The organism is Paenibacillus sp. P46E, from assembly GCF_001909095.1.
In the GTDB taxonomy this organism is placed as follows: domain Bacteria; phylum Bacillota; class Bacilli; order Paenibacillales; family Paenibacillaceae; genus Paenibacillus_AQ; species Paenibacillus_AQ helianthi.
Window position 1 is genome coordinate 68,200 of record NZ_LVYZ01000001.1, and the last position, 25,076, is coordinate 93,275.

Genomic DNA, 25,076 nt, shown 5'->3' on the forward strand with positions numbered 1-25,076 from the left:
TCCGATAGAATAGCGGCTTTCGCTTGATAAGCTTAATTGGGAAGTCATTACTACCGATATAGGAAGTATAGACAACAGAATAGGCTGTTGGACCCAAACTTGTGAACATCGTGTTACATATAATATGTTAAGCCAAGTCATGGGTGGAACCTGAGCAAGACTGTACTCCGGATGCTCCGCTTGCAAAGCCGTGCAAGTATCTATTTTAAATGATGTGGGAATAGTTGGATAATAGTAGAAGTAGATCCGTTTTCCGCAACTGGGGAGAACACTGGGATGGTGATCATGAATGAACAGCAAGTATATAAATGCAGAGAAAGAAATAGAGATCTATTCCGGAAATGATCTTGGATTGACCTATACTGCGGATTTCAGCCTTTTCAAAGTATGGGTGCCAACAGCCTTCACCGTGTCACTAGTTTTGTATGATACCGGGGGGAATGGCACAGAAACCGTGAACTTCGCTAACAGGGACAACAGCCGTATCGTGAATATGCAGCGTCAAGAGGGCGGGGTCTGGCAGGCCGGTCTCTCTGGGGATTTGAAAGGCAAGTTTTATATGTATCGTGCCGTTTTTGAAGACGGAACGTTTAAAGAGGCAGCGGACCCTTATGCAAAGGCAGTGTCGGCCAACGGTATGCGTTCAGCCATCGTGGACTTGCGCAGCACCGATCCGGAAGACTGGGTCTCAGATCGGTCCCCTGCTCTGCTTCATCCTGCTGATGCTGTGATCTATGAGCTGCATGTACGGGATTTCTCTTCGTCAGAGGACTCCGGTATGCTGCATAAAGGTAAATTCAAGGCGTTTACTGAATTCGGGCTAAGAGATTCTGCGGGATATGCACTGGGCATTGATCATTTGAAGGAGCTGGGCATTACCCACGTGCATCTGCTTCCGGTATTTGATTTTCAGACCATCGATGAACTCGGAGCGGACAGCGGAAAGGGAACGGAGCCTTATTTCACCGAATACAACTGGGGATATGATCCTCAGCACTATAACGTGCCGGAAGGTTCGTATAGCACCAATCCGTCAGATCCGGGAACCCGCATTCGTGAGATGAAGGAAATGGTGCAGGCGCTGCATAGTAAAGGAATCTCCGTGATTATGGATGTCGTATACAATCATACCTATTCTGTGGAAAAAGGGCCTTTTCAGCCGCTGGTTCCCGATTATTTCTACCGGCATGACTATTACGGCCGTCTCTCCAATGGTTCCGGTGTCGGCAATGAGCTAGCCACGGAGCGGCCGATGGTCCGCAAGTATATTAAGGATTCGTTGGCCTATTGGGCTTCCGAATATCACATTGACGGGTTCCGTTTTGATCTCATGGGACTGATGGACAGTGTAACCATGCGTGAACTAACGGAAGAACTGCGTCTCAAGATCAACCCGAATCTGCTGCTCTACGGTGAGCCTTGGACCGGCGGGGATTCTCCACTAGCTACCAAAACACTAAAAGGTGTGCAAAAGGGCAAAGGATATGCGGTCTTCAATGACAACTTCCGGTCTGCGATCAAAGGCGACAGTGATGGCTGGGGCAAAGGCTTTGTAACCGGGGAATACGGTAAGGAAGGTGCGATTGCTTCCGGGATCAAGGGAGCCATTCATGAATTTACTGACTCCCCGGTGGAAACGGTGAATTATGTAACTGCACACGATAATTTGAATCTGTGGGATAAGGTACTTGCCACGCAGGGCCTACGCCAGGCGGCCAAACTGCCGGAACTGGAGAATGGACGGCTGAAGAACGGCGGTGCGGTGGAAGCAGCCGTTGCCGATGCTGATCCCTACTTCGCGGTTGACCGGCAGGATATTCTCAGTGATGAGATTGTAAGGCGGTCTCTGCTGGCAAGCGGGATCATCCTGACCTCACAGGGCATTCCCTTTCTGCAAGCTGGTGATGAATTCCTGCGCAGTAAATACGGTGACCACAACAGCTACCGGAGCCCCGATGCGATCAATGCCATCCGTTGGGAGAACAAAGCGGAGTTCCTTCCCGTCTTTGAGTACTACAAAGGACTCATTGCGCTGCGGAGCAACCATCAGGCTTTCCGGCTTCATGGACGCCAGGAGATCGAGCGTTCGCTGGAATTCCTCCGCTGTGACGGCGGTGTGGTCTCCTATCTGCTCAAGAATAACGCCGGTGGTGACGTTTGGAACAATATCGTGGTGATATTTAATGCAAATCCCGGGCCGATCAGCCATAAGCTACCCGAAACAGATGGCTGCTGGAATATCGTTGTGGATCATACCTCTGCAGGAACAGATGCCTTCCGTACTGTCCAGGGTGCAGAGGTAGAGCTTGAAGGGTTGTCTATGATGGTTCTCTATGATAAATATGGTCAGCCTGAGCCAAGGTCCAAAATCATTGAAATCCATTATGAACGCCCGGATGGTGATTACCGGGGCTGGAACCTATGGGTGTGGGGTACAGGCATCCAGGACGGACAGTGCGATTTCCGGCAGATGGAAAATGGCCATGCTGTAGCGCGGATCGAAGTGCTTCCGGAAACTGTGTCGGTAGGCTACATTCTAAGATTGAATGACTGGGAAGAGAAGGATGGGTCCGCAGACCGCTTCATTGATTGCTCCGGCAGCCAGGAGCTGATTAAGGTAACGATCCGCGAACGATTGCAGGAGAACAGCGGGGGGAAGGATGATCCGCTGCAGCTCACCAGTTAAGGTACAATAAAAGAGCTATTCTGTACGGCAACCCGCCAGGGGGCCGTCAGAATAGCTCTTTTTACTTGCACGATTAGTTTATTTGGGCTGGTTGGAATATTGTTCATCTACAAGCTCGCTGTACAGATTGGCTTCGTTGCCGCCGTGATTTTTAGAGCGGTACATTGCCAGGTCGGCGGCCCGGAGCAATTCATTAATACTGCTGCCGTGCTGCGGGTATAGCGATACTCCTATGCTGGCTGAAGTATGGAAGCTGGAGCCTTGGTTGATCGACCAGGATTTATTGAAAAGCTGCAGCAGCCGGTCCAGAATCTCATCGAGCATCTCAGGGCTGGTGAAGCGGTGCAGCACCACGGCGAACTCGTCTCCTCCGATCCGGAACGCCTGGCCGGATCCCTTGACGGTCTGCTGCAGCTCACGTGAGAGCAATTGCAGGAATTCATCTCCGGCCAGATGGCCAAGTGTGTCATTCAGCTGCTTGAAGCGGTCACAATCGAGCAGGGCCAGCGCAATATTCTGTTTGCGTTCCTCGGGCTGATTGATCAGATTCTCCATGTACATTTTGAAATGGGCTCTGTTAGGAATGGCCGTCAGGTGGTCATAAAAGGCCATCTTGTGCAGACGTTCCTCATGTTGCTTCCGCTGGGTGATTTCACGTGATACCAGCATAAATTGTGCAGGAAAAGCACCGCTGCCCTTAATTGGAGTAACCTTCGTTTCAAGCCATACCCAGTGTCCCTCTACTGAACGCATGCGCAGTTCGGAAATCCGCGGGGCGGCCTGTACCACACTTTTGAGCTTCGCCCAGGTAATCTCCGCCTCCCGGATATAATTGGAGAGCGGAGCACCTTTGGACGGGATATAACCGAGCAGGCCCGAATGGGAAGGGGAGGCATACAAGACCAACCCGTTAGGATCCGTCAAAATAATAAAGTCGGACATCGTCTCACCAATCAAATGATACAGGGATTTCTCCTCAAGCATTTCATTTTGAAGGGTAATCAGCTTACGGCAGAGATAAATAATAACGAGTACCAGCAAAAACAGGAATAGGGAGTATAACGCGAACAGTGAGCTTTTTTTATCCCGGAATTCCTGAGTTACCTGCCGTGCATAGTCGTCAATCAATTGCTCGGATTGGTCCAGAGGGCCCCGGACCTGCCCCAGCAGAGCATTGGTTTGGAGTGGAGAGAACGATTTGGGGTTCCAGTTGCTCTGGACCCGCTGTGAGATAAGATCCCTGCCTGTATCCTTCCAGGTTTGAAAAGGGCCATCGACGTCTTCCAAGACTTCTTTCAGCTGAGTAAGCAGCCGTTCACTTTGCTTCATTCCGCTGAACGGATTCTCCACGGAGTTGATATTATAGCTGGCCATGCCTAGACGCTGCTTCGCCTGGGCATTGTTTTCTTCGAAATCCTGGGACAGTTTGCTGCGCTCCTCACTGGTTATGTTTGCGTTTATAGCAGTATGGAGGGCCAAGGCAGACTGGTACAGGTCACGGTCAGCATTTAGAATAAGCTCGGAATTCTGATACACATCGTTATATAAAGAAGCGGACAATTTATTCATTGTGTTGTTTAAATATAGGAGGGAAGCAATACTGATACCCACCAGAAGAACGGAGATAGCGGCAAATAAAAGGATTAGTCTGCGTGTGTTTTTGATCTCGGGAAAACCTGCCACTTCATCCACCCCCTGCAAAAACTATTAAGTATTCTTTAATACTGTCTAATTACTGCTAAATCTATCCATAAGTGGACCTTTTGCTTGTGTGAGCAGGATAATGAAGAGATTGTGATCCATACGAGTCATACAGAGCAGGGGAAGAATAAGGTGGCGGGAATGGGATCTCCCGGTATGATCGAAGTTTCTTCTCATCAGTATAAAGGAAGCACTTATGTTGAGCAATTGCCTGGGAATAGGTGGGTATAACTTAATAATCTCCAGACTCCGGATGCTTCGGCTCAGGTTCAGATCCGTGATCCGGGGGAGATTTGCCTTGAATTCTCAGATTTATGGTCGCGAAACATAAATCCTTATTTTTTTATAAAAAAGATTATGTATAGCCTGCATCCTTCTAGATATTCCAGCCCTTGAGTCCTATTACCCAACTTTACCGCAAACGATACCCTATATGATTAATAATCCGCAGAGAAGGGTCCAGGGCCATAGGCATAACGCAGCATTCCAGGCGAAAAAACCGCAAACCTCCCAAAAAAGAGGCTTACGGTTGTATGTCTTTGCAGATGTATGGGTAGAACCAGCTATCGTTTATTCATTGCGCAAGGCGTAGATGGGGCGCATTCTTGCCGCTTTGTTGGCAGGCATCATTCCAAATACAACCCCGATAAACAAAGAGAACAGAAATGAGACGATCACCATATTCCAGGAGGTGGCGACATTCATTGTGGTGTAATGTCCAACCGCCCAGCTGATGCCTAGTCCCAATCCGACGCCAATTAAACCGCCAAACCCGCTGAGTACAATAGACTCGATCATAAACTGCATCAGAATATTGAGCTTCTTGGCGCCGATCGCTTTGCGGATACCGATTTCCCGCGTCCGTTCATTGACGGAGACAATCATGATGTTCATGATGCCAATGCCCCCGACAAAGAGAGAGATGCCGGCTATTCCTCCGAGAGCCATCGACAGCGTATCACTTGTTGCCGAAACGGTCTCCAGCATTTCTTGTGAATCAAAGACAGAGTAGGATTTGTCGGCATAGCTGAATTTTTTGTCCAGAGCAGCTTCTAACTTCGCCTTGACGTCGGTTACATTATCAGCAGAGGTCGTGGTAATAGTAATCGATCGTACCCCCTTGCTCTGAAGGAAACGCTCGGCAGTAGAGATGGGGATCAGAATTTTTTCATCATTGGAACCCCCCAGGCTGGAGCCCTTTGATTCCAAGAGCCCGACAATCTTGAAGCTTCGTCCGTTCAGTTGTACCTTTTGACCTACAGGATCTTCTGTGCCGAATAAAGTTTCTGCAGTGTCCGAGCCGATAAGAGCCACCTTTTGCCGATACTCCGTATCGATATCCAGGAGAAAACGGCCGGATTGGACATGGAAGTCCTGGACATCTTCATAAGCCGGGGTAATTCCCTCAATGGATACTGTGGTATTCTCCGCTGCGTTCTTGGCCGTAATGTTGCCGCTGATCACTGGTGATACCCCGTCCACACCCTCGATGTCCCCAAGAGCCAGTGCTTCCTCATAGGTTAGCGAAGTTGTGGCCCCGCGACCCGTTATATTTACCGTCAATTGATTGGTTCCAAGCGAATTCAGCGATTCAGTGATCTGGGAAGTAGTTCCCTGGCCGATGGATACGAGCGCGATCACTGAAGATACGCCGATAATAATCCCAAGCATGGTAAGAAAAGCTCTTATTTTACTGCTGAGGATACTTTTAATAGCCATTTTCATACTTTGGAAAAGCATCATTCAGGCATTCCTCCGATCCTCTACGAGATTACCGTCCTGGATACGGATGATTCGTTTGGCCTGCTGGGCGATCTCCAGATCATGCGTAATCAGGATGATGGTGTGGCCTTGTTCGTTGAGTTCACGGATCATCTGGAGGACCTCCTGTCCGGTTTTGGCATCCAGGGCTCCGGTAGGCTCATCGGCAAGCAGAATGGGCGGGGCACCTGCCAGAGCCCTTGCAATAGCTACGCGCTGCTGCTGGCCTCCGGATAATTCGGAAGGGCGGTGGTGAATTCGTTCTTCAAGCCCGACCCGAACCAGAGAATTCCGGGCAATCTCACGCCGCTCCCGGTGTGGCAGTCCACGGTAGATTAGCGGAAGCTCCACATTCTCGATGGCCGACAGTTTCGGCAGCAGATTGAAGTTCTGAAAAATAAATCCGATCTTCTCGTTACGGATCTGTGCCAGCTTGTTATCCGACAGCTTGCGGATTTCCTTGCCATCCAGGAAGTAATCTCCTTCACCGGCAACGTCCAGACAGCCAAGCATATTCATCAGCGTAGATTTGCCGGAGCCGGAGGGCCCGATAATAGCGACAAATTCGCCGTAATCTATCGTGAAGGTCAGACCTTTGAGGATGGTCATGGATTCCCCGGCCATAATATATCGGTGAACCATGTTTTCAACCCGGATCAGCGGTTCAGCGGAGCTCATCGGCTGCCACCTCCACCGCCGCCGCCAGACATGCCGCCACCGCTGAATCCGCCGCCAGTGCCGCCAAAACCGCCTCCGGACATACCGCCAGACATACCGCCGCCAAATCCGCCAGTCATACCTCCGGCTTGCGGCTGTGCCGCGGAAGATGAGCCTGTTGAAATTACAGTCGGGATGATCACTTCATCACCCTCGCTTAAGCCGCTGACAATCTCAATGCTGCTCTCATCATGGATGCCCACTTCAACAGCAACTCTTTTCTGTCCTGAGGCTGTGGCTATACCCGAACCGCCTCGTCCTCCAGCCTGGCCGTAAGCACCGAAGCCTGAGCCGTTTCTGGTGCCGGCCTGGCCATATCCGGAACCTATGCCGCCTCGTCCGCCGGAGCCCGAGCTGCCTCGAGGGAAACCGCCCACAGGCGCTTGCCCTTCTGATACTTGACCCCCAGACGGTAGCCTCCCGCCAGGCAACTGCCCTTCAGCGGCTTGGCCCCCGCCGGTTTGGCCGCTTGGTGCTTGCCCGTTTGGCACTTGCCCGCCAGCTCTACTTCCTGCCGCCCCGGTGCCTGCTGCATCAGAAGGTACACTGACGAAGGATTTGCCGTTTATTTCTGTGACCGCTTCAACGGGAACAGTGAGCACATCGTTTTTCTCTTCGATAGTGACGGCTACTTCCGCTGACATGCCGACAAGCACGCCCTCCGATTTACTCAGCCCCACGGTAACGTCAAAGAGTGAGACACCGTTGGACGAGGTACCTTCCTTGGCAATATCAATCACCTTCCCGGTGAACTCTTTATCCCCCAGAGCGTCCAGCGTGATGGTAGCCGCCTGATTCAGCTTTACCTTGGGGATATCAAGCTCATCTACCTGCACGGTAACGCTCAGATTTACATAGTCTTTCATGGTCAATAGCTCTGTACCATTCTGGGCCTGTTCCCCCTCCGTAATGTTCACTGCGGTAATCGTACCGTCAATTGGAGCGGTCAACGGATCGGGAGGCAACATGTCCTCCTGAATGTCAGCGATGGAGTCCTGCTGGTCCTGGATATCGCTTTTCGCTTTGTCGATGGCCGTTTTTGCAGAATCCAGCTCTTCGTCTGTCGCGTTGTTCATCGCGAGCGTTTTGTAGTTTTCTTGCTTGTTTTCAAGCTCTGTCTTCAGATTCTCCAGGGACTTGTCCGCCTCCTTGAGCTTGTCGCCCATATCGGCTGCCACAAAAGTGATCAGCACATCACCTTTTTTGATGACATCGCCTTTCTTCACCAGAACCTGATCTACTTCCCCAGCTTCTTTGGTGCGGATGCTTTCGCTGTTAATTGCTGAGACGGAGCCTGACCCCGATACACCAACCAGGATATTTCCTTTGGTGACAGTTGCAGTATTCAGTGGTGCTGCATTGACAGCCTTGTTCTGGTCAGGCCATAGCATGTAAGTGAGTATGCCGGCAATGGCGACGGCTACGACACTTGTGGCGATGATAATGGTTTTCTTTTTTTTCATTCCGGTCCTCCATCTTGGTTCAATATATAATGCTTCAGGCCCAGCTTGCTTCAGGAGCCTTCTTAACTGCCGTCAGCCCCGGGTGTGGGGGAAGGAGAAAGTGTTGGTGTAGGGGTCGCAGATGCAGTTGCAGTTGGAGCTGCAGTTGCAGTTGGAGTTGCCGAAGCAGTCGCAGTCGCTTTAACCGTCACCTCCAGGCTGTAGCTCTGGCTCCCTAGCTGAATCCGTTCTCCCTGAAACTCATCAAACAAGGTGATGCTATAAGTGCCTCCTCCCAGAGTCTGGTACAGATTGCTGCTGAAGGTTGTGGTGTACGTACCTTGGCTTCCAACGGTCAAGTCAGTTCCGACCGCAAGCGTCTTATCAAACTGCTGTCCAAAAGGATCTGTGAAACGGAGAACCAGTTTATGCTCATAGCTGCCCATTTGATAGGAAATATCCTGGGACAGCAGATAATTGACTGCCACACTGATATTGCTGCTGCCTGCCGTCATGCTGCCTGTAGTCGAGGAGACACTAAGCGAATATGGGAACATCGCAATGTGAAGCAGATTGGACTGGGCTGTCACATCTGCAGGGTTGAGCGGCACAGCGGCGACATTCACATATCCGGCAGCAGCGGTTCCTGCTGTAGCCAGTTTCCCGCCGGCGACCCCTTGGCCCACATAGAGCTGCAGTCCGGTCGTATTAACGGTGGAAGGTACTTTGGTCCAGAAGGTGATCAGGGTTTTGCCTGCGGGACTGGTGGCAAGTGCTGACTGGTTGGCGGTAGCTTCAAAATATTGTCCGTCTGCTGTCCTAAACTGAGCGTAGAGCCTGGACAGGTCTGCCTGACGTGATTCTTCACTGTTCATTTCTACCTCAGTGTAAATAAGCTTGTAGGCATTGCCTTTATAGACCGTTGACATACGTTCCTTCACGCTGGCTTTTTTACCGGTTGAGGCAATATGGTAAGCTTCACCTGCGGCAAGCGGCGCAAGACTGGTAATCGCTCCGTCCGTTGTACTGAGGGTAAGGAACTGTGATATATCCTGTCCATCCGTTTCCTGAAGAATGATCTTGGTCTGTCTGTAATCCAGGGTGTAAGGGACATGCGCCAGCAAGGTGATCTGCGTGCTTGCACCTGGTGCCAGAGTGGTCATATCGTTGTCAATGAATGTCTGGGTAGAAGAAGTCAGATCACTTTGATCCGCCTTGAGGATTCCGCTTAGTTTTGGCAGAGTGATTGTTTTGGACGTAGAGTTGCGGATGCTCAATCTGGCCAGGACTAAATCCTCATTACCCCATGGCAGCCGCTGCAGGGACTGAAGGGTGACCCCAAACGTGCCGTAATTATTCGTTATACCATTCTCCGAGAGAACATGTGTGTTGCCTTCCAGTATGTATGGGATTTTGAAATAGGCAACCGGAAGAATAACTTTATCCGCATTGTCAGCACTGGCCGGTGCGATCAACTGCAGCTGAAGCTTGTCCTGGGCGAGCGTAAGCGGGAGGCTTGCACTAAGCGTGATCAGCTTTTCTTCCAGCGGCTTCAGGGTCAGGCTGTTAAAGGCTGTTGTTGTAATCGGGAAGGCATAGCCCTCCGCAGATTTGACCGAAAGCTCATAGACCGGCAAAGTGACCGCCTTGCTGCCGGTATTTTTTACCCGAAACTGATAAGTCCATATTCCGTTGTCATTCTCTGCATAGACGCTGGACTTCAGCAGCTGCATATCTACAATGTTGCTGTTGACCAATACCTTTCTGGTGTACCCTGCGGCCACAGTGAAATCTGCGGTTTTCGCGGCAGGAAGAGTATAAGAGACTACAGGCAGCGGCAGCTTAAGTGCTTCATCCATCTTGGTGATCTGCAGCGTCATACTGGTAAGGTTCATGTAAGAAGGGATTTCCGCCATATAGTAGAGTGTTTTTTTCTCTTGCGGCTGGAGCTTGTACTCCGAACTGCTCCCGTCCAGTGCGAGTGTGAACACAGATCCTCCTGAGGATCTCAGATATAGGTTGTAACCCGGATCCGTGAGCACCTTTGTTCCCAGATTCGTCAGGCTGATTCCAACCTTGGCATATACCTTGCCGTTATATTTGTAGATTTGCAGGGACTCCGCTTTGCTTATGACTGGAATGTTGCCCAGCTCCACCTTTTTGCTCTCGCCCAGGAGGGCAGATAGAGAATAATGGGCAGGAACCGTGAACGTGCCTATCCGCTGTTCGAAATTGGCTGCACTAAAATTCCAGCCGTACAGGTTGATTTTGAGTCCTTTTACCGATGTGGAAGTTCCGACATTTGCGTAGTATGTAACACTGGTATTCTCCTTAGCGGCGATTTTCTTCTTGGAGGCATCAGCGCTTACGGCAACTCCTTTAATGAGGCTTCCACCTGAAGTGACTACTTTGGAGAAATAATTGGCCATATTTACGCTACTGCTTGCAGAGTTGGAGTAGGTCAGCGTATACGTAAGGATATTTCCCCCCGATTGGCTGAAAATACCGATATCACTCAGCTTCACGCTAAGTGTAGTCCCGAGCTTGATGGAGCTTAGCTTGGATAGTGTGGAAATTTCCGTCGCGGCAGTTGCTGCTGTGGCTGTGTTTGAAGCTGCAGAAGCGACAGAAGCCGTTGTCCCGGCCATCCAAGGAACTGTACTTACGGCAAATGTGCTGAGCAATAGCAGAACATAAGACTTTCTTCGTTTGTGCATGAATTTACCTCCTTGTATAAAACCTTTGCCAGCCTTTTCTAAAAAGATAAGAATGGATATCCTTCGCCCAATAAATGTTCCTTATCTTTCTCGCTGAAACGGAAAATATCAAATCCGGCTGAACGCCCGCTGAAAATGATTCCTGAAATACGCCTTGAAGCTTAAGGGAAGCTTAAAAGAAGATAAAAAATTGGCCTGAATTTGTCCCGCTTGTCAAAACGGCTAATTTTGCATATAATATATAGACATATCTTCTTAAGCAGAAGATGCGATTGATCCAGCAGCATCCATGATAAATGCAGTGATGGAGAAGAGTACGCAGTGCCTGGCTTACAGGGAGGAGACGCCGTTGATTGAGAGCGTTTCTAGGAAGCAGAGCTGCCGAAGTTCACTCCGGAGCAGTTCCTTGAATTTCTTTCAAGCCATGCTTGATGGAATGCGTAGGGGAAACCGGCCGCAGACCGTTATTTCTGCTAAAGTGAGATAGGTCTTAGTCATGCCGAAAGCAGGGATAATGCGATTAGGGATGTTCATCAGACAGTCTAACAAGGGTGGTACCACGGTCTTTTCGTCCCTTACCGGGAGGAAAGGCCTTTTTTTGTTGCAAATAGGACAACACCATGATAAGGGGGCAGTATACGGCCATGAAAGAAAAGCTTGAAGCATTAAAGGTCGAAGCGTTAGCGAAGCTGAAGGAAGTTACCGATCCGCAGATTCTGAATGATGTGCGTGTAAAGTACTTGGGTAAAAAAGGTGAACTTACAGAGGTTCTGCGCGGTATGGGCGGACTCAGCGCGGAGGAGCGCCCGGTGATCGGCCAGGTAGCCAATCTGGTTCGGGGCGCCATTGAGGAAATAATCGAAGCCAAACAGGAGGCCTTCCAGCAGCAGGAGACGCAAAACCGCCTGAATGCGGAAAAAGTGGATGTAACTCTGCCGGGCCGCAGTCTGCCGGAAGGCGGGATTCATCCGCTGAGCCGGGTGGTTCAGGAGATAGAGGATATTTTCATCGGCATGGGCTACCAGGTAGCGGAAGGGCCAGAGGTGGAAACGGATTACTATAACTTTGAAGCGCTCAACCTGCCGAAGAATCATCCGGCCCGCGATATGCAGGATTCCTTCTATGTGACGGAGGATATCCTCATGCGCACGCAGACTTCACCGGTCCAGGTCCGCACCATGCAGGCCATGAAGGGCGAAGCCCCTGTCAAAATCATCTGTCCCGGCAAGGTATTCCGCCGCGATGATGATGATGCAACCCACTCCTTCCAGTTCCATCAGATTGAAGGTCTGGTGATTGACCGCCATATCCGCATGAGCGATCTGAAGGGCACGCTGCAGCAGTTTGCCAAAGAAATGTTCGGGCCGCACGCGGGCATCCGCCTTCGTCCAAGCTTCTTCCCGTTCACCGAGCCGAGTGTTGAGGTGGATGTGAGCTGCTTCAAATGCGGTGGAGACGGCTGCCGTCTGTGCAAGCAGAGCGGTTGGCTGGAAATCCTCGGCGCCGGCATGGTTCACCCGAACGTGCTGGAGATGGGCGGTTATGATCCTGCCGAGTACAGCGGCTTCGCCTTCGGTATGGGTGTTGAACGGATAGCGATGCTGAAGTACGGAATCGATGACATCCGTCATTTCTACACGAATGATATGGCTTTTGTGAAGCAGTTCAAGGGAATTTAGACTTTTGGCGGGTGAGAGGCTGGGCGGGGAATGGAAGGCGTTTTGGATTTGGGTTCCGATTTCGGATTCATAAAAAGGACTATTCGAAAAGGAACGGAGAGAAAATTTGGAACTGGAGAAGCGCCAGCGTTCGCCCTTATCCTCGGATTTCTACCGCGAGAAGCGGTTCAAATCATGAAATCTGAGGATAACAGCGATCGGAAGTCCAAATGTTTATCGCAGTGACTGCATTAATAGGAATTTTAGAAGAAGGAATTGCAGAGCCAAGTCCTTAACAGACTCCTCTCGGCGCAGCAAGTAAATCCGGCACGTAGATAAATACATCTGAAACAAAAGGAAGTGTGCGAACATGAAAGTATCAACCTCCTGGCTCACGGATTATATATCGCTTGAGGGCGTTACCGCAGATGAGCTGGCAGAGAAAATTACGACCGCCGGCATCGAGATCGATGGTGTGGAGCGCCGCAACAAAGGCCTTTCCGGCATAGTGGTCGGCTATGTCAAATCGAAAGAAAAGCATCCTGATGCCGATAAGCTGAATGTATGCATTGTAGATGCAGGACAAGAGGAGGATCTGCAGATTGTCTGCGGAGCCAAGAACGTGGCTGCTGGACAAAAGGTTCCGGTAGCACTGGTGGGTGCCAAGCTGCCCGGTCTGGATATCAAAAAAGCCAAGCTTCGCGGCGTATTGTCGCAGGGGATGATCTGTTCCGCCAAGGAGCTGGGGCTGAACGATAAATTGCTGCCCAAGGAACTGCAGGAGGGCATTCTGGTGCTGCCTGAGGACACCGAAATCGGTCAGGACATTCTAAAGGTGCTCGATCTGAATGATGAAGTTCTCGACTTCGATCTGACGCCTAACCGTTCAGACTGTCTAAGCATGATTGGTGCCGCCTACGAAGTAAGCGCAATTCTCGGACGTGAGCTTAACCTGCCTGATCCGGCAGCTGATCTGGTAGAATCGGGCGGCTCGGCCTCCGACTCCATCTCCGTCCGGATAGAGGACGAAGATTATTGCACGAATTATTCGGTTCGCTACATTGCCGGAGTGAAGACTGCCCCATCCCCGCTCTGGATTCAGAACCGCCTGATGGCTGCGGGGGTCCGTCCGATTAATAACATCGTGGACATCACCAACTATGTGATGATGGAGTACGGACAGCCGCTGCATGCATTTGACGGAGACAAAGTAGAAGGCGGTATACTGGGGGTGCGGTTTGCCAAGGATGGCGAGGTTCTGACCACGCTTGACGGGCAGGAGCGCAAGCTGGAGCCGCAAATGCTGGTAATTGCCGATGGGGTGAAGGCTGTGGGTCTGGCCGGAGTTATGGGCGGACTGCAGACTGAAGTAACAGATGAAACCATCAATATTGTACTGGAATCGGCCAAGTTCGATGGCGGGACGGTCCGCAAAACCTCACGTCAGCTGGGTCTGCGCTCCGAAGCTTCCCTGCGCTTCGAGAAAGAAGTCGATCCGAATGCCGTGATCTCTGCATTGAACCGTGCAGCTTCCCTGATTGCCCGTTATGCCGGAGGTTCTGTGCACGAGGGTATTGTGCAGGCTGGGACAGGGACTGCCGAAGAGAAGGTGCTCACCTTATCCATGGAGAAGCTTAACCGTTATCTCGGCACAGAACTGTCACTGCTCGAAGTGAAGACATTGTTCAGCCGTTTACACTTCAAGTGCGGAGATGCGGGGCAGGGGCTCGTAGAGGTGCAGGTTCCGACAAGACGCGGTGATATCAGTTATGATGTCGATCTGATTGAAGAAATCGCCCGGTTATACGGCTATGACAATATCCCTACAACTTTGATTGAAGGTGTGACTACACCTGGAGCACTGACCAGCCAGCAGTCCCAGCGCCGTGAACTGCGCCGTCTGCTGGCACATGGGGGCTATCAGGAGGTTATGGGGTATTCCTTCATTCAGCCGGAGCAAAGCAAGCTTTTCCCGGCACTTGCTGAAGGCAAGCTTTCTGTCAAACTGGCGATGCCAATGAGCGAGGAGCGCAGTGTGCTGCGCACCAGTCTGATTCCACAGCTGCTGGAAATCGCCCGCTACAACACGAACCGCCGTCAAAGTGATCTGGCGCTGTTCGAAATCGGGAATGTGTTCTTCACAGATGAAGAGCAGCTCACCCGCCAGCCCCGTGAGCTGCCGGTGCTGGGACTTCTGCTGAGTGGAAGCCGTGCGTCCAAGCAATGGAATGTAGCCGTACAGCCTGTGGACTTCTTCGACCTGAAAGGTGCGCTGGAAACTGTATTGAACCACTTCGGCCTTGCGGACAGTGTGGTTTATGAAGGAGATGCTCCTGAGGATTACCACCCGGGTCGTTCAGCATCGATATACTTGCAGGGTACTGAAGGGCGAGTGAAGCTGGGAACGCTTGGGCAGCTCCACCCAGAGCTGCAGCGCGGACTGGATCTGGAAGATACCTACGTGGCCGAACTGCTGCTTGAGCCGCTTTACAGCAACGCACGTACCAATATACAGTACACTGAGCTACAGCGCTTCCCGGGCATGGAGCGGGATATCGCCGTTGTGGTGGATTCTGCAGTGCCTGCAGGCCACCTGCTGGCTTCCATCCGTGAGAACGGCGGAACTCTGCTGCAGAATGTTCAGGTATTTGATGTGTACACCGGCGGCAAGATGGAGAGCGGCAAGAAGAGCGTGGCCATTTCACTACTCTACCGCCATACCGATCATACCCTGACCGACGAAGAGGTTGTAGAAGTGCATGATAGGGTCGTCTCTGCACTTCAGCAAACTTTTGGTGCAGAATTAAGAAAGTAGCAGGAATTGTGCAAAGCCGCAGCGAATCCATTTACAAACGGAGTTCGCTGCGGCTTTTTTTCTGACTCTTGGGGCTACGGCGGTTACCGGCAGAATCTATGAAATGAACGGCTTTTTGGCAAAAGAGAATAAATGACGTTACAATAGGAGCAGGGATACCAGCTTAGAATCCGCACACATACAAAGGAGGGCACAACTGTGGCTATGGACCGGACTCGTGTCGCCGTGGAGATATATGGAACATCTTATAAACTTGTGGGAAGCAGCACTGAATATATGAAACAGGTTGCCCGCTATGTAGACGAGCATATGCGCGCAATTTCCAAATCACATTCCCAATTGGATACTCCGCGGATCGCGGTGCTTGCTGCCGTGCATATGGCGGAGCAGGCCATACAGGTGCAGGACTTTAAGAATGAGCTGAATATGCTGACTGGAGAGCGTACGGAGCTGCGTGTAGAAGTCGCACGCCTTACGGAAGCGCAGAAGGAGCGGCAGGAAGAGTACGAACGGATGGAGGCATCTGCCAAGGAGGAGGCCGCCCGTCTGATTGCCGCTGCAGAAGAGGAGCGCAGGCGGCACCTGGAGATACAGGAGCAGGAGCGGAAGCTGCATGCCGAGGCGCTGCTGGAAGCGGAGACGGCAGCAACGGCTGCCCGCGAGCAACTGGCTGAAGAGCTTAAGGCGCGTGAAGCGGAGCTTTTGACGCTCCGCGAGAGCTATGAGCAGGAGCAGACGGCAGCCCGTGAGAGCCGCCGGCAGGAGCTTGCTGCCGCTGAGGCTACCCGTCTGCAGCAGCTGGAAGAACTGAAAGCTGCTCATCTCATGGAGCTGCAGACCCTGCGCGAGACATTGGAGCGGGAGAAGGCGGAAACCCTATCCCAGCTTGAAGTGGAGCTCAACCAGACCCGGGAGTCGCTCGGAGGCGAGATCGTGGAGATCCGCTCGTCACTCAGCAAGGAGCTGGCAGACACCAAGTCTGCACTGGAGAAGGAGCTCACGGAGGAGCGAGAGGCGCTTCAGAAGGAGCTTGCCAAGAATAAGGAACTGCGCCAGTCGCAAGGCACGCAGGAACATCGGCACAAGCAGCAAGTACTGGAGCTGGAGAAGCAGCTTGGAGAGCTTCGCGGCGGCACCGGGCAGCTGCAGTCCAGGCTGCGTGCAGCCGAAGCTGGCCTGAAGGGTGAGCGTGATTCCCGCATGACACTGCTGGCTCAATATGAAGCGGTGCTGGTGCGCGAAGAGCAGCTGACAGAAGAGCTTCGTACCGCAGCACAGCAGGGAACACTGCAGCTCGAGGAGCTGGAGAGTCTGCGTGAACGTCATGAGGCCGCGCAGAACGAAGCGGCAAGGCTTAGAGCTTCGCTGCAGGAAACTGCGGATAGTCTGAGCCGGGTGCAGGAAGAACTGCGTTCTGCTAATGAACTCGGAGACCTGCTCAGTGACGAACTGGGAGAGCTGCGTCAGCGTTATGAGGCGAAGCAGGAAGAAGCTTCAACGCTTCGCCAGTCCCTTGGTGAAGCCAAGGCCAGCCTGCTTCAGCTGGAAGGTCAATTCACCCAGTCTACAGCGGAAGCGGCAGACTGGAAAGAGCTTGCCGACAAGTATATGGAGGATATCGGGGAGCTGGAGATGAAGCTGCTGGAAGCGGAAGAGAAGTCTTTGGCTCTGCAGCGTGAGATCGACACGCTGCGGGGGCAAGCGGACGGCATGGTGCAGCAGCTTGACCGTGAATCCGGACTGCGGGCCGAGGCGGAAACCGAGAGCCGTCAGCATCGCGAAGAAGCCGAAGCCTCCCGCAAAGAACTGGCAGCGCTGCGCGGACGTTATGAGGAGCTCATCGCGCAGTATGATGAAGTGCTGCAGGACGGTGAACAGCTGAAAGAGAGATACGAGCTTCTGGAGGCGGAAGGTGAAGAAAATGCCCGCCGTCTGGAAGAGCTGTATGAGGCTGGGCGTGAAGCCGCCGCTGCAGCGGCAGAACAGCAGGAAGCTCTTCGGGAAATTCGCGAGGTGGAAGCCTCATGGAAGCGCAAATACGAGGAGCTTCAGCAGAATCAGCGGTTGTGGAACGATACAGAAGCACAGCTGCGTGAGGAGATTGAGATTTGGGAGCAGGAAGCCGGCCAGGCCGAAGCGAAAACGGACGCCATGAGCCGGGAGCATGCACAAGTGCAGCAGCAGCTTGCTGAGATCGGCGGGAACTATGAGCTGGTTCTGGGTCAATTGCGCCTGGTTCAGGCTCAGTTCGAACTGCGGCAGGGCGAGCTGGACAAGCTGTCAGAGGAGCACCGCAAACTTCAGGCGGAATATGCCAAGCTCCAGCGTGAATATAATGAATGGATTCAACTGATCGAACAGGACAGTTGAATGGCGGACGCATGACAAGGCGGGCCCCAGGCAGAAAGATTGCCTGGGGCCCGCCTTGTCTATGGATTTAGATTGATCGTATGGACATGGCTGCTACTCTACAATCACCTTAGCGCTCATCCCGCTGTGGCCTGAGCCGCACATGATCGCGCAGGTCATTTCGAACGTTCCGGCTTCATCCGGGACTATAACCCGGGAGGAATCTTTGCCATCCAGCCGCAGATTCAGCTCGGGAATCAGAATGCCGTGATTACCGCTCTCATTTTTAAATATAATCTTTACCGGAACCCCTTTTTTCAGATGGTATGTCTTTTGATCAAAACTGTAGTTCGCTGCTGTAATGATGAGTTCTTCTTCTGCCGTAATGCCGGCATTGGCCGTTTCGTTCTGGGTATTATTTTCGCTGGTGTTACTGCTTGTTCCTCCGCAGGCGGACAGTACCAGCAACAAAACGATGGACAGTAGAAGGGTAAATCTCCGGATCATCTTCATCCTCCTCCAGGAAAAGTGGTAAGCCTTGCCTGCCCCTAGCATAGCGTAATTGAGCCAAGAAGTCTTGGAAAATCATTGGAAAACTTCCTTCCCGCAAGACAACTCCAAACTTTGTCGAAATTTGCAAAAAAATGATGCAAAATAGTTTAAAATTCATTATACTTAATGTTATAATATTATCGTTTGAGAAGTAGGGGATCCACATTAATTTAGCCCAAATTTCGCTGAATACGGAGAAATGGCACCGTAAAATATTGACCGGATATTGGATTATTGTCTTTTTCATGCTGGTAGCCCAGCTTTTATTTGTTTTGTCGGATTCTGCGGTTGAGGTCCGAACGATCCTAATTCCGGCTAATGGGCACCTGTTCATCGGCTGCAATCTCATGATTCTTATAGCGATGATGACAGCGGAAATGTGGCTCCGGTCCACTTTGCTGTACCACAAGCAAGTGGTGGTCGTATGCGGGTTCATTGTTTCTTATCTTATGTATTTTGTCCTTGAGCCCTTCGTGGATGGAGCGCAGATGACGCTTATGCTGCCTATAATGATAGCTCTTATTTATTTTGATCAGAGGCTTCTGGGTGTACTGGGGGCCTTCAGCTTGCTGTTCTATGGCGGGGTTTACTTCGGGCTGGAGCGGAGAACGCTGGAGAAGCCGTTGCTGGAGTTTTTGATGGTGGAATGTGTGTTTATCGTTTTCGTTGTCATGACTCAGGCTGTCATTATCCGGGCCCGCGAGGTGCGTGAGCATCTGGAGCAGTTGACCAAGTCTGAACAGGGGCTTTTGGTGGAACGGGCGATCTCGGACAAGCTGCTGAAGATTGACGCTCTGACTGGACTTTACAACCATAAGACCTTTCATGAATATCTGGTTTCGCTGCTGGAGCAGTGTGAGAGCAACGGCCTCAGGCTGCAGCTGGCGTTGTTCGATATCGATAATTTCAAGCGGGTCAATGATACCTATGGTCATTGGGTTGGGGATCTTGTGCTGAAGGAGGTTGCGGCGAAGGTCGGCGGCCTGATTGGTTTGAATGATTTTGCGGCCCGCTATGGCGGGGAAGAGTTTGCGGTGATTTTTACAGATAAAAGCTTTCACGAGGCCTACGCTGCGGCTGAAGAGCTTCGGCTGAACATTGCGGCGATGGAGCATCCTTATGCCGGCGGTAAGCCAATTACAGTCAGTATCGGGTTATGTGACTACCAGCTCGGGGACGGGAAAGAAATGCTTTTCCGCAAAACAGACCACGCCTTATATGCCGCCAAGCGCACCGGTAAAAATGCGGTAGTCACTGCAGCTATGAACGATAATATCCTGTCATATGCATAAGTTAATACAATAAACCCCCTGATTCCGCTATAATTCCGGAGTAGGGGGTTTCGTGTCTGCAATAAGACCAGCAGATTTCTTCTTTTATTTTGCAGCTTCAAACGGTGTGGAGACCGGCAGGAACAAGTCGATGATGCCTATGACCAGTGCTGCCAGAAGCGCTCCCAACACGGTGACACTGACACCGCTCACGATGAATTGGGCGATCCAGATGACCAGTGCACTGACGAGAAAACCGACGATGCCACGGCCGAAGGGCGTTGTTTTTTTGCCGAAGATGCCCTCAATGACCCAGCCGAGCAGTGCAATGACAAGCGCAAGAATAAGCGCACTCCAGAAACCGCCAATCGTGAACTGCGGAACAATCCAGCCAACCACCAGCAGCACGATTGCTGCCACGATAAAACGGACCACATGACCTAAAAATCTCACTGAACTAACCTCCTTTGGCCTTCGCATAAGGATATGTGCAGTTGTTATTGTGGCCTGCATCTGATTTTCTATTCCTGAAAACTTAGCCAAATAGCGAAACCCGGCTGAATTAGGTATAATGTAACCATCTATGAAGGGAGCTGTGACTGTAATTGGACGACAAAATTTTGCATACGCTTGAATATCGCAAGATTTTAAATAAATTGGCGCAATATACGCAGACCCCGATGGGACGGCTGCTGGCGGAGAGCCTCAAGCCATCCGGTGATTTTGAATCTGTGATAAAGCTGCTGCAGGCTACGGACGAAGCAGCCAATGTAGACCGGCTGAAGGGCATTCCTTCCTTCGGCGGTATAACGGACATCAAAATGGCCCTGAAACGTGCCTCCATTGGAGGAATGCTGGGAACCAGCGAGCTCCTTTCTGTTGGCAATACCATCGGCGGTGCACGCAGAGTCAAGCGGTTTCTGGCGGCGATGCATGAAGATGAGAACATCGCCCTTTTGTTCGCACAAAGTGATCTGCTGTCGGAACAAAAGCATGTTGAGGATGCCATCCGCAGCTGCATCGACGAGAATGCTGATGTACTGGATACAGCCAGCCCTGAACTGGCCACCATCCGTCGTGAACTGCGCGGAGGTGAGACCCGAATCCGCGAGAAGCTGGATTCCATGATCCGCTCTTCCTCCGTAGCCAAAATGCTGCAGGATCAGCTTGTAACGATTCGTGGTGACCGTTTTGTCATTCCGGTCAAAGCGGAATACCGTGCTCATTTCGGCGGCATTGTGCATGACCAGTCGGGCTCCGGTGCCACACTCTTTATCGAGCCGGAATCCATTGTGGCCATGAACAACAAGCTGCGTGAAACCCGGCTGCGCGAGGAGCGGGAGATTGAGATTATCCTGCACCGGTTAACCGCGCTCGTTGGCGATATTGCCGAGGAAATGGCTTATGATGTGGATATTCTGGGCGAGCTGGACTTCATCTTTGCCAAGGCGCGTCTGGCCCGTGATATGAAGGCGACCCAGCCCCGTATGAATGACCGGGGCTATCTTAAGCTGCGCAAGGGACGGCACCCGCTGATTCCGGCGGAGCAGGTGGTCCCGCTGGATGTCGAGCTTGGCAACCACTATAGCTCGATCATCGTGACCGGCCCCAATACAGGCGGTAAGACGGTCACACTGAAGACCATCGGCCTGCTCAGCCTGATGTCGATGTCGGGATTGTTCATCCCGGCGGAGGAAGGCAGCCAAATGTGTGTATTTGATGCGATTTATGCCGATATTGGCGATGAGCAGAGTATTGAGCAGAGCCTCAGTACCTTCTCCAGCCATATGACCAATATTATTTCCATTTTGCGCAGAATGACTCCAAAAAGTCTGATTCTTCTGGATGAAGTGGGTGCAGGTACCGACCCTGCCGAAGGCTCGGCCCTGGCTATTGCCATTCTGGAGAATATTCACCGGACCGAATGCCGGATGGTGGCCACTACGCATTACAGTGAGCTGAAAGCCTATGCTTATGAACGCAAAGGCCTTATCAATGCCAGCATGGAATTTGATGTACAGAGTCTTAGTCCTACTTACCGGCTGCTAATTGGTGTACCGGGACGAAGCAATGCATTCGCTATTGCTGAGCGCCTCGGTATGCCAAACGCCATACTTGAGCATGCTCGCGGTGAGGTTAAGGAAGAGGACCTGCGCGTCGAGCATATGATTGCTTCGCTGGAAGAGAACCGTCTTGGAGCAGAGAACGAGCGTGAACGTGCTGAAGCGATCCGCCGTGAAGCTGAGGAATTCCGCAACCGGCAGCAACAGGAGCTGGAGAAGCTCGAGAGCCAGCGCGACAAGCGGCTGGAGAAGGCGGAGAAGGACGCCAGCGCGATCCTCGACAAGGCACGCAAGGAAGCCGAACAGATCATCGGTGATCTGCGCCGGCTCGCTATGGAGGAAGGAGCTTCGGTTAAGGAGCATAAGCTGATTGAAGCCCGCCGCCGCCTGGATGAAGCGGAACCCGCGCCACGCAAGAAGACCGTAGCCCGCAGCAACGTCAAGGCGCCAAGAAAAATCCAGCCAGGCGATGAAGTAAAGGTGCAGAATGTGAACCAGAAGGGCTATGTTGTTGAACTTAGCGGTCCCAAGGAAGCTATTGTGCAGTTTGGGATTATGAAGATGAAGGTCAACCTGGAGGATCTTGAATTCCTGTCCTCCGCACCGGATTCCCCATCTCCTGCACTCCGCCGGGCAACGACGGTCAAGCGCACCCGTGATGAGAATATCCGCAGTGAGCTGGACCTGCGCGGCACAAATCTGGAAGAGGCGATTATGGAGACAGACCGCTTCATTGACGAGGCTTTTCTCGGCAATTTAGGGCAAATCTCCATTATTCACGGCAAGGGCACCGGAGTACTGCGCACCGGCATTCAGGAATATCTGCGTAAGCATAAGCATGTGAAGAGCTACCGGCTGGGGAATTACAACGAAGGCGGCGCGGGTGTAACCGTGGCTGAACTGGAATAGCGGCTGGAGTCCAGCAGAAAGAGGGAGAAGCATGCAAGAAAATATTGATCTTTTGCTGGATCATCCGCTGGGTGCGCTGCTCGGCTATTTCACAGTGGCCATACTTGGCCTTGTGGTATTTCTGTCCTTCTTCGAAATGGTCACCAAATATAACTGCTGGGAAGAAATCCGCAAAGGGAATGTGGCTGTAGCCATGGCCACCGGAGGCAAAATCTTCGGCATCTGTAACATTCTGCGCTTCAGTATTGATGCGGGAGCCTCAATCTACGAAACGATGAAATGGTCGGTGGTGGGATTTTTACTGCTGCTGCTCGCCTATTTCCTCTTTGAGTTCCTGACTCCGGTCTTTTCCATCGATGATGAGATCGCCGCAGACAACCGGGCTGTTGGTCTAACTGCCATGCTGATTTCCGTGTCCCTGTCCTATGTGATTGGTGCCGCTATTTTTTAAAATGGGGTGTAGAAAATGAAGATTTTGGTACGGGTTCTGTTCTTTTCTGCCCTGGCTTTTATAGCGGCCGGTATAATATATCTAATGATAAATTGAATTCAAATGTGAGGTAAGAAGGAGATATTTCAGATGGAAACAACAGTTTGCCCTTGGTGTCATACGGAAATTGTGTGGGACGAGGAGTTCGGGCCGGAGGATACCTGTCCCCATTGTAACAATGAACTTAGCGGCTACCGTACGGTAACCCTGGGTGTAGATGACCTGGAGGATGAAGACGAGCCGGAAGATGTAGTGGAACCGGAGCCAGAGGATGTAAGCGACGAAGATCTGTGGGATGACAGCGACAAGGATAGCGTAGTGCCGATCTTCAATACACTCGTCCAATTCGGAGACGATTATGATTTGAAGCGCTACGAGTCAAGCGTATCTGCCATACTGGCGGCACAGCTGGAAGCGCCTGAGTGTCCGCAGTGTCATGAGCTAATGCTGCTCTCCGGAACCCAGAACGTGGAGGGCTTCGAGCCATCCTCACCGGAAGCCTTGGGTGGTCCTGTCCTGAAACCGCCGTTCTCGCTGAATCTCTTTGTCTGCCCTTCGTGCTTTCATGTACAGCACAGCCTGGCGCAGGAAGACCGCATTCAGCTTGTGCGCAATCTGAGCACCGGCACCAAGTAATACACGTTATGGTTTCTCCGCGAGCTGGGCATGTTAAGCAGACACGTCCAGTTGGCGAGGAGGAACAGCATGAAGAATTCATCGCAAAAACAAGAGGTACTGCTGCTCGCGGTCAACGGATTATGTTCCTTGGCCACCGTGTTGGCAGGTACATTTTTGAACGTCTACTTGTGGAAGAGCAGGCAGGATTTTTCTATGGTCGGCTGGTTTACAGTAGCTCAGCAATTGGCCGTGGGTCTAAGCTTCTGGCTGGCCGGGAAATGGGTTAAGGAACATAACAAGATGAACGCCCTGCGGCTGGGCCTGGCCGTTTCGGGCCTTTTTTATTTGCTCGTACTGTGGCTCGGCAATCGGGCGGTTAATTATATATGGCCGCTTGGATTGATTTTAGGCATAGCGATCGGATTATTCTGGCTGGCCTTCAACATTGTTTATTTTGAGATAACGGATGCAGGCAACCGGGACTTTTTCAATGGCTGGATGGGATTACTGGGTTCATTCACTGGTATCGTCGGGCCTTGGGTATCAGGCTGGATCATCACTTCACTGCATGGAGAGCGCGGTTATCGCCTGGTGTTTATTTTATCGCTCTCCATATACGGAGCAGCCGTGGGCTTAAGCTTTTTTCTTAAGAAACGTAAGAGTGAAGGGGCTTATTTGTGGAAAGAACCATGGAGGGAGCTGCACCGGAAGGGCAGTGCATGGAGACCGACAGCGGGAGCCTTGGTGTTCCAGGGACTGCGGGAGGGCGTATTTTCCTTTCTGATTGGTCTTCTTGTGTACATAGCCGCTAAAGAAGAAAGCAAGCTGGGACAATTTGCACTGATCACTTCAGCGGTTTCACTGGTCAGCTACTATGCTGCCGGCAAATGGTTCAAGCCAAGACTCCGTTCGGGCGGGATGCTCGCCGGAGGCATTCTGCTGATTGCTGTCATTACTCCGCTTCTCTGGAGGGTTAGCTACGGCACCTTACTGATTATGGGTATTGGAACATCCCTTTTTCTTCCATTATATATGCTGCCCATGACCTCCAGCAGCTTTGACCTGATGGGCGAGTCGAAGGAGAGTGTGGGTAAACGGGTAGAACTGGTGGTGTTGAGGGAGCTTTGTTTGATGACGGGCAAAATTCTGGGCGTTTTTGTATTCATAGCCATGCTATCGGTTAACGAATCGCCACGAATGATTACCTTGCTGATGCTTCTCCTGGGCGCTGCTCCGCTGGGAAGCTGGCTTACACTGCACCGGCTGCTGAAGCGCAAAGCGGAGGAATCCCTCTTATAGTCAATAGAAGGTTGGAACAGGGGGAATA

Annotated in this window: 16 protein-coding genes and 1 other annotated feature; of the genes, 9 read left to right on the plus strand and 7 right to left on the minus strand. The window is 51.7% G+C overall.

What is annotated here, in order from left to right; genetic code table 11:
* Window positions 1-289 precede the first annotated feature (289 nt).
* Window positions 290-2,686 (plus strand): type I pullulanase, encoded by a 2,397-nt coding sequence (gene pulA / locus A3849_RS00295; RefSeq protein ID WP_074109635.1) that lies wholly within the window; start codon window positions 290-292, stop codon window positions 2,684-2,686.
* A gap of 78 nt (window positions 2,687-2,764) precedes the next feature.
* Here the strand turns inward: pulA and A3849_RS00300 are convergent, their stop codons facing one another.
* The 5 genes from A3849_RS00300 to A3849_RS00325 form a co-directional block, all read right to left on the minus strand.
* Complete coding sequence (locus A3849_RS00300; RefSeq protein ID WP_074109636.1) at window positions 2,765-4,369, minus strand: diguanylate cyclase domain-containing protein; 1,605 nt, start codon at window positions 4,367-4,369, stop codon at window positions 2,765-2,767.
* Between the two features lie 588 nt (window positions 4,370-4,957).
* On the minus strand, window positions 4,958-6,130 hold the full coding sequence (locus tag A3849_RS00305) for an ABC transporter permease (protein ID WP_074109637.1): 1,173 nt from the start codon (window positions 6,128-6,130) through the stop codon (window positions 4,958-4,960).
* Window positions 6,131-6,826, minus strand: a complete 696-nt coding sequence (locus A3849_RS00310; RefSeq protein ID WP_074109638.1) for an ABC transporter ATP-binding protein — start codon at window positions 6,824-6,826, stop codon at window positions 6,131-6,133.
* On the minus strand, window positions 6,823-8,328 hold the full coding sequence (locus A3849_RS31975) for an efflux RND transporter periplasmic adaptor subunit (RefSeq protein WP_083613300.1): 1,506 nt from the start codon (window positions 8,326-8,328) through the stop codon (window positions 6,823-6,825). Before A3849_RS31975 ends, A3849_RS00310 begins: the two co-directional genes overlap by 4 nt.
* A gap of 62 nt (window positions 8,329-8,390) precedes the next feature.
* The gene (locus A3849_RS00325; protein WP_074109639.1) at window positions 8,391-11,024 is read right to left on the minus strand and encodes a hypothetical protein; all 2,634 of its coding nucleotides are present in this window, start codon (window positions 11,022-11,024) and stop codon (window positions 8,391-8,393) included.
* Between the two features lie 292 nt (window positions 11,025-11,316).
* Window positions 11,317-11,603 (plus strand) — a binding site (T-box leader).
* Window positions 11,604-11,668: 65 nt separating this feature from the next.
* On the opposite strand from A3849_RS00325, the gene pheS reads away from it, so the two are divergent.
* The 3 genes from pheS to A3849_RS00345 all read left to right on the plus strand — a co-directional run bounded on the left by pheS (window position 11,669) and on the right by A3849_RS00345 (window position 17,867).
* Window positions 11,669-12,703, plus strand: coding sequence for a phenylalanine--tRNA ligase subunit alpha (gene pheS / locus A3849_RS00330; protein WP_074109640.1), 1,035 nt, complete (start codon window positions 11,669-11,671; stop codon window positions 12,701-12,703).
* 349 nt (window positions 12,704-13,052) lie between these two features.
* Entirely contained in the window at window positions 13,053-15,497 is a 2,445-nt protein-coding gene (gene pheT / locus A3849_RS00340; RefSeq protein ID WP_074109642.1) for a phenylalanine--tRNA ligase subunit beta, read from the plus strand.
* A 198-nt stretch (window positions 15,498-15,695) separates the two neighbouring features.
* Window positions 15,696-17,867: a cell division protein ZapA gene (locus A3849_RS00345; protein WP_074109643.1), complete on the plus strand. Its 2,172-nt coding sequence runs from the start codon at window positions 15,696-15,698 to the stop codon at window positions 17,865-17,867.
* Between the two features lie 93 nt (window positions 17,868-17,960).
* Here A3849_RS00345 and A3849_RS00350 read toward each other — a convergent pair whose 3' ends face one another.
* A complete protein-coding gene (locus A3849_RS00350) occupies window positions 17,961-18,353 on the minus strand; it encodes a cupredoxin domain-containing protein (protein WP_074109644.1) in 393 nt (130 codons plus the stop codon).
* Window positions 18,354-18,643: 290 nt separating this feature from the next.
* Here A3849_RS00350 and A3849_RS00355 point away from each other — a divergent pair, with 290 nt between their 5' ends.
* Window positions 18,644-19,690, plus strand: coding sequence for a GGDEF domain-containing protein (locus A3849_RS00355; RefSeq protein ID WP_143191697.1), 1,047 nt, complete (start codon window positions 18,644-18,646; stop codon window positions 19,688-19,690).
* An 84-nt stretch (window positions 19,691-19,774) separates the two neighbouring features.
* On the opposite strand, the gene A3849_RS00360 is transcribed toward A3849_RS00355, so the two are convergent.
* On the minus strand, window positions 19,775-20,122 hold the full coding sequence (locus A3849_RS00360) for a phage holin family protein (RefSeq protein WP_074084673.1): 348 nt from the start codon (window positions 20,120-20,122) through the stop codon (window positions 19,775-19,777).
* Window positions 20,123-20,274: 152 nt separating this feature from the next.
* Here A3849_RS00360 and A3849_RS00365 point away from each other — a divergent pair, with 152 nt between their 5' ends.
* From A3849_RS00365 to A3849_RS00380, 4 genes are all read left to right on the plus strand, one after another.
* Complete coding sequence (locus A3849_RS00365) at window positions 20,275-22,641, plus strand: endonuclease MutS2 (RefSeq protein ID WP_074109646.1); 2,367 nt, start codon at window positions 20,275-20,277, stop codon at window positions 22,639-22,641.
* 31 nt (window positions 22,642-22,672) lie between these two features.
* Complete coding sequence (locus tag A3849_RS00370) at window positions 22,673-23,092, plus strand: DUF350 domain-containing protein (protein WP_074084671.1); 420 nt, start codon at window positions 22,673-22,675, stop codon at window positions 23,090-23,092.
* Between the two features lie 129 nt (window positions 23,093-23,221).
* Window positions 23,222-23,767, plus strand: a complete 546-nt coding sequence (locus A3849_RS00375) for a hypothetical protein (protein WP_074109647.1) — start codon at window positions 23,222-23,224, stop codon at window positions 23,765-23,767.
* A 69-nt stretch (window positions 23,768-23,836) separates the two neighbouring features.
* Window positions 23,837-25,048 carry an MFS transporter gene (locus A3849_RS00380; protein WP_074109648.1) on the plus strand — a complete coding sequence of 404 codons (1,212 nt, stop codon included), beginning with the start codon at window positions 23,837-23,839 and terminating at the stop codon, window positions 25,046-25,048.
* Window positions 25,049-25,076: the final 28 nt, after the last annotated feature.

What these genes read in the sequence shown, in the direction of transcription:
- A3849_RS00375 (WP_074109647.1), top strand. Translation starts at nt 23,222, where the DNA reads ATGGAAACAACAGTTTGCCCTTGGTGTCATACGGAAATTGTGTGGGAC.
- A3849_RS31975 (WP_083613300.1), bottom strand. Translation starts at nt 8,328, where the DNA reads ATGAAAAAAAAGAAAACCATTATCATCGCCACAAGTGTCGTAGCCGTC.
- A3849_RS00380 (WP_074109648.1), top strand. Translation starts at nt 23,837, where the DNA reads ATGAAGAATTCATCGCAAAAACAAGAGGTACTGCTGCTCGCGGTCAAC.
- A3849_RS00370 (WP_074084671.1), top strand. Translation starts at nt 22,673, where the DNA reads ATGCAAGAAAATATTGATCTTTTGCTGGATCATCCGCTGGGTGCGCTG.
- A3849_RS00310 (WP_074109638.1), bottom strand. Translation starts at nt 6,826, where the DNA reads ATGAGCTCCGCTGAACCGCTGATCCGGGTTGAAAACATGGTTCACCGA.
- pheT (WP_074109642.1), top strand. Translation starts at nt 13,053, where the DNA reads ATGAAAGTATCAACCTCCTGGCTCACGGATTATATATCGCTTGAGGGC.
- pulA (WP_074109635.1), top strand. Translation starts at nt 290, where the DNA reads ATGAACAGCAAGTATATAAATGCAGAGAAAGAAATAGAGATCTATTCC.
- A3849_RS00325 (WP_074109639.1), bottom strand. Translation starts at nt 11,024, where the DNA reads ATGCACAAACGAAGAAAGTCTTATGTTCTGCTATTGCTCAGCACATTT.
- A3849_RS00305 (WP_074109637.1), bottom strand. Translation starts at nt 6,130, where the DNA reads ATGATGCTTTTCCAAAGTATGAAAATGGCTATTAAAAGTATCCTCAGC.
- A3849_RS00350 (WP_074109644.1), bottom strand. Translation starts at nt 18,353, where the DNA reads ATGATCCGGAGATTTACCCTTCTACTGTCCATCGTTTTGTTGCTGGTA.
- pheS (WP_074109640.1), top strand. Translation starts at nt 11,669, where the DNA reads ATGAAAGAAAAGCTTGAAGCATTAAAGGTCGAAGCGTTAGCGAAGCTG.
- A3849_RS00355 (WP_143191697.1), top strand. Translation starts at nt 18,644, where the DNA reads ATGCTGGTAGCCCAGCTTTTATTTGTTTTGTCGGATTCTGCGGTTGAG.